The organism is Virgibacillus sp. MSJ-26 (assembly GCF_018918075.1).
Taxonomy (GTDB): Bacteria; Bacillota; Bacilli; order Bacillales; family Amphibacillaceae; genus MSJ-26.
Genome location: NZ_JAHLPW010000038.1, coordinates 1 through 4,775, shown reverse-complemented (window position 1 = coordinate 4,775; position 4,775 = coordinate 1). Strand labels below are relative to the sequence as shown.

Here is a 4,775-nt window from a genome sequence, read left to right as displayed (position 1 = left end):
TACAAGATAAATTCCCCGAGCATATGAAAAAACAGGGTTTTGAGTTGAAGCGTGGTGAACGTGGCTCTGACCGTAAACATATTGAGACAGCTAAATTTAAAAAACAAACTTTGGAAAAAGAGATTGATTTTCTAGAAAAAAATTTAGCAGTTAAAAAAGATGAATGGACTGCTTATAGCGATAAAGTTAAATCAGATTTAGAAGTACCAGCGAAACGACACATGAAAAGTGTTGAAGTGCCAACGGGTGAAAAGTCCATGTTTGGTTTGGGAAAAGAAATAATGAAAACAGAAAAGAAACCAACCAAAAATGTTGTTATATCGGAGCGTGATTATAAAAACTTAGTGACTGCTGCGAGAGATAACGATAGGTTAAAACAGCATGTTAGAAATCTCATGAGTACTGATATGGCGAGAGAATATAAAAAATTAAGTAAAGAACATGGGCAAGTTAAAGAAAAATATAGTGGTCTTGTAGAGCGATTTAATGAAAATGTAAATGATTATAATGAGTTGCTTGAAGAAAATAAGTCTTTAAAGTCTAAAATAAGCGATTTAAAGCGTGATGTGAGTTTAATCTATGAAAGCACTAAGGAATTCCTTAAGGAACGTACAGACGGCTTAAAAGCCTTTAAAAACGTTTTTAAGGGGTTTGTAGACAAGGTAAAGGATAAAACAGCACAATTCCAAGAAAAACACGATTTAGAACCTAAAAAGAACGAATTTGAACTAACTCATAACCGAGAGGTAAAAAAAGAACGAAGTCGAGATCAGGGAATGAGTTTATAAAATAAAAAAAGCACCTGAAAAGGTGTCTTTTTTTGATGGTTTTGAACTTGTTCTTTCTTATCTTGATACATATAGAAATAACGTCATTTTTATTTTAGTTGCTGAAAGGTGCGTTGAAGTGTTGGTATGTATGTGTTTTAAAGTATTGAAAACCCTTAAAATTGGTTGCACAGAAAAACCCCATCTGTTAAAGTTATAAGTGACCAAACAAATAACTAAATAGATGGGGGTTTCTTTTAATATTATGTGTCCTAATAGTAGCATTTATTCAGATGAAAAATCAAGGGTTTTAGTGGACAAGACAAAAAGTGGAAAAGTGAGACCATGGAGAGAAAAGAAAATCGCTAATGTTGATTACTTTGAACTTCTGCATATTCTTGAATTTAAAAAGGCTGAAAGAGTAAAAGATTGTGCTGAAATATTAGAGTATAAACAAAATCGTGAAACAGGCGAAAGAAAGTTGTATCGAGTGTGGTTTTGTAAATCCAGGCTTTGTCCAATGTGCAACTGGAGGAGAGCAATGAAACATGGCATTCAGTCACAAAAGGTTGTTGCTGAAGTTATTAAACAAAAGCCAACAGTTCGTTGGTTGTTTCTCACATTAACAGTTAAAAATGTTTATGATGGCGAAGAATTAAATAAGAGTTTGTCAGATATGGCTCAAGGATTTCGCCGAATGATGCAATATAAAAAAATTAATAAAAATCTTGTTGGTTTTATGCGTGCAACGGAAGTGACAATAAATAATAAAGATAATTCTTATAATCAGCACATGCATGTATTGGTATGTGTGGAACCAACTTATTTTAAGAATACAGAAAACTACGTGAATCAAAAACAATGGATTCAATTTTGGAAAAAGGCAATGAAATTAGACTATGATCCAAATGTAAAAGTTCAAATGATTCGACCGAAAAATAAATATAAATCGGATATACAATCGGCAATTGACGAAACTGCAAAATATCCTGTAAAGGATACGGATTTTATGACCGATGATGAAGAAAAGAATTTGAAACGTTTGTCTGATTTGGAGGAAGGTTTACACCGTAAAAGGTTAATCTCCTATGGTGGTTTGTTAAAAGAAATACATAAAAAATTAAACCTTGATGACACAGAAGAAGGCGATTTGATTCATACAGATGATGACGAAAAAGCCGATGAAGATGGATTTTCTATTATTGCAATGTGGAATTGGGAACGGAAAAATTATTTTATTAAAGAGTAGTTCAACAAACGGGCCATATTGTTGTATAAGTGATGAAATACTGAATTTAAAACTTAGTTTATATGTGGTAAAATGTTTTAATCAAGTTTAGGAGGAATTAATTATGAAGTGTAATGAATGTAACAGGGTTCAATTAAAAGAGGGAAGCGTATCATTAACCCTATAAACTACGTCTGCCCTCATTATTGGAGGGTGAAATGTGAATACATCCTATTCACAATCGAATTTACGACACAACCAAATTTTAATTTGGCTTTGCATTTTATCTTTTTTTAGCGTATTAAATGAAATGGTTTTGAACGTCTCATTACCTGATATTGCAAATGATTTTAATAAACCACCTGCGAGTACAAACTGGGTGAACACAGCCTTTATGTTAACCTTTTCCATTGGAACAGCTGTATATGGAAAGCTATCTGATCAATTAGGCATCAAAAGGTTACTCCTATTTGGAATTATAATAAATTGTTTCGGGTCGGTAATTGGGTTTGTTGGCCATTCTTTCTTTTCCTTACTTATTATGGCTCGTTTTATTCAAGGGGCTGGTGCAGCTGCATTTCCAGCACTCGTAATGGTTGTAGTTGCGCGCTATATTCCAAAGGAAAATAGGGGTAAAGCATTTGGTCTTATTGGATCGATAGTAGCCATGGGAGAAGGAGTCGGTCCAGCGATTGGTGGAATGATAGCCCATTATATTCATTGGTCCTATCTTCTACTCATTCCTATGATAACAATTATCACTGTTCCGTTTCTTATGAAATTATTAAAGAAAGAAGTAAGGATAAAAGGTCATTTTGATATCAAAGGAATTATACTAATGTCTGTAGGCATTGTATTTTTTATGTTGTTTACAACATCATATAGCATTTCTTTTCTTATCGTTAGCGTGCTGTCATTCCTGATATTTGTAAAACATATCAGGAAAGTAACAGATCCTTTTGTTGATCCCGGATTAGGGAAAAATATACCTTTTATGATTGGAGTTCTTTGTGGGGGAATTATATTTGGAACAGTAGCAGGGTTTGTCTCTATGGTTCCTTATATGATGAAAGATGTTCACCAGCTAAGTACTGCCGAAATCGGAAGTGTAATTATTTTCCCTGGAACAATGAGTGTCATTATTTTCGGCTACATTGGTGGGATACTTGTTGATAGAAGAGGTCCTTTATACGTGTTAAACATCGGAGTTACATTTCTTTCTGTTAGCTTTTTAACTGCTTCCTTTCTTTTAGAAACAACATCATGGTTCATGACAATTATAATCGTATTTGTTTTAGGTGGGCTTTCGTTCACCAAAACAGTTATATCAACAATTGTTTCAAGTAGCTTGAAACAGCAGGAAGCTGGTGCTGGAATGAGTTTGCTTAACTTTACCAGCTTTTTATCAGAGGGAACAGGTATTGCAATTGTAGGTGGTTTATTATCCATACCCTTACTTGATCAAAGGTTGTTACCTATGGAAGTTGATCAGTCAACTTATCTGTATAGTAATTTGTTATTACTTTTTTCAGGAATCATTGTCATTAGTTGGCTGGTTACCTTGAATGTATATAAACATTCTCAAAGGGATTTCTAAATCGTTAAGGGATCAACTTTGGGAGAGAGTTCAAAATTGATCCTTTTTTTATAACAGGAATTCAAATCTTTTTGTTCCATTAAAGGGCGCGATTGCTGAATAAAAGATACGAGAGACCTCTCTTGTATCTTTTTTATTTTGAGTGGTTTTGTCCGTTACACTAGAAAACCGAAAGACAATAAAAATTTTATTCTTGCTGAGTCTGGCTTTCGGTAAGCTAGACAAAACGGACAAAATAAAAATTGGCAAGGGTTTAAAGGTGGAGATTTTTTGAGTGATCTTCTCAAAAAATACTACCTGTCCCTTGCTGATTTTTAAACGAGCACGAGAGCAAAACCCCCCTTTGCTGAGGTGGCAGAGGGCAGGTTTTTTTGTTTCTTTTTTCTCGTAAAAAAAAGAAAGGTCTTAAAGGTTTTATGGTTTTGGTCGGCACTGCCGACAGCCTCGCAGAGCACACACTTTATGAATATAAAGTATAGTGTGTTATTATACTTTACTTGGAAGTGGTTGCCGGAAAGAGCGAAAATGCCTCACATTTGTGCCACCTAAAAAGGAGCGATTTACATATGAGTTATGCAGTTTGTAGAATGCAAAAAGTGAAATCAGCTGGACTAAAAGGCATGCAATTTCATAATCAAAGAGAGCGAAAAAGTAGAACGAATGATGATATTGACCATGAGCGAACACGTGAAAATTATGATTTGAAAAATGATAAAAATATTGATTACAACGAACGTGTCAAAGAAATTATTGAATCACAAAAAACAGGTACAAGAAAAACGAGGAAAGATGCTGTTCTTGTAAATGAGTTGCTAGTAACATCTGACCGAGATTTTTTTGAGCAACTGGATCCAGGAGAACAAAAACGATTTTTTGAGGAAAGTTATAAATTATTTTCCGAACGATATGGCAAGCAAAATATTGCTTATGCAACAGTTCATAATGATGAGCAAACCCCTCACATGCATTTAGGTGTTGTGCCTATGCGTGATGGAAAACTGCAAGGAAAAAATGTGTTTAATCGTCAAGAACTGTTATGGCTACAAGATAAATTCCCCGAGCATATGAAAAAACAGGGTTTTGAGTTGAAGCGTGGTGAACGTGGCTCTGACCGTAAACATATTGAGACAGCTAAATTTAAAAAACAAACTTTGGAAAAAGAGATTGATTTTCTAGAAAAAAA

At 34.2% G+C, this 4,775-nt stretch carries 5 protein-coding genes; all 5 read left to right on the top strand.

Annotated features, from left to right (window positions below; genetic code table 11):
• The coding region (locus tag KQI49_RS18255; protein WP_371817608.1) for a plasmid recombination protein at positions 1–788 on the top strand (788 nt) is incomplete at its 5' end.
• A 244-nt stretch (positions 789–1,032) separates the two neighbouring features.
• Complete coding sequence (locus KQI49_RS18250) at positions 1,033–2,016, top strand: protein rep (protein WP_000336291.1); 984 nt, start codon at positions 1,033–1,035, stop codon at positions 2,014–2,016.
• 103 nt (positions 2,017–2,119) lie between these two features.
• Positions 2,120–2,182 carry a tetracycline resistance efflux system leader peptide gene (locus KQI49_RS18970; protein WP_012779615.1) on the top strand — a complete coding sequence of 21 codons (63 nt, stop codon included), beginning with the start codon at positions 2,120–2,122 and terminating at the stop codon, positions 2,180–2,182.
• 33 nt (positions 2,183–2,215) lie between these two features.
• Positions 2,216–3,592: a tetracycline efflux MFS transporter Tet(L) gene (tet(L), locus tag KQI49_RS18240; RefSeq protein WP_001574277.1), complete on the top strand. Its 1,377-nt coding sequence runs from the start codon at positions 2,216–2,218 to the stop codon at positions 3,590–3,592.
• Positions 3,593–4,158: 566 nt separating this feature from the next.
• A partial coding sequence (mobV, locus tag KQI49_RS18235) for a MobV family relaxase (protein ID WP_204180782.1) occupies positions 4,159–4,775 on the top strand: 617 nt, incomplete at its 3' end.

Bases quoted from the DNA above. Each gene is read 5' to 3' on its own strand.
- KQI49_RS18250 (WP_000336291.1), top strand. From the start codon at position 1,033: ATGTGTCCTAATAGTAGCATTTATTCAGATGAAAAATCAAGGGTTTTA.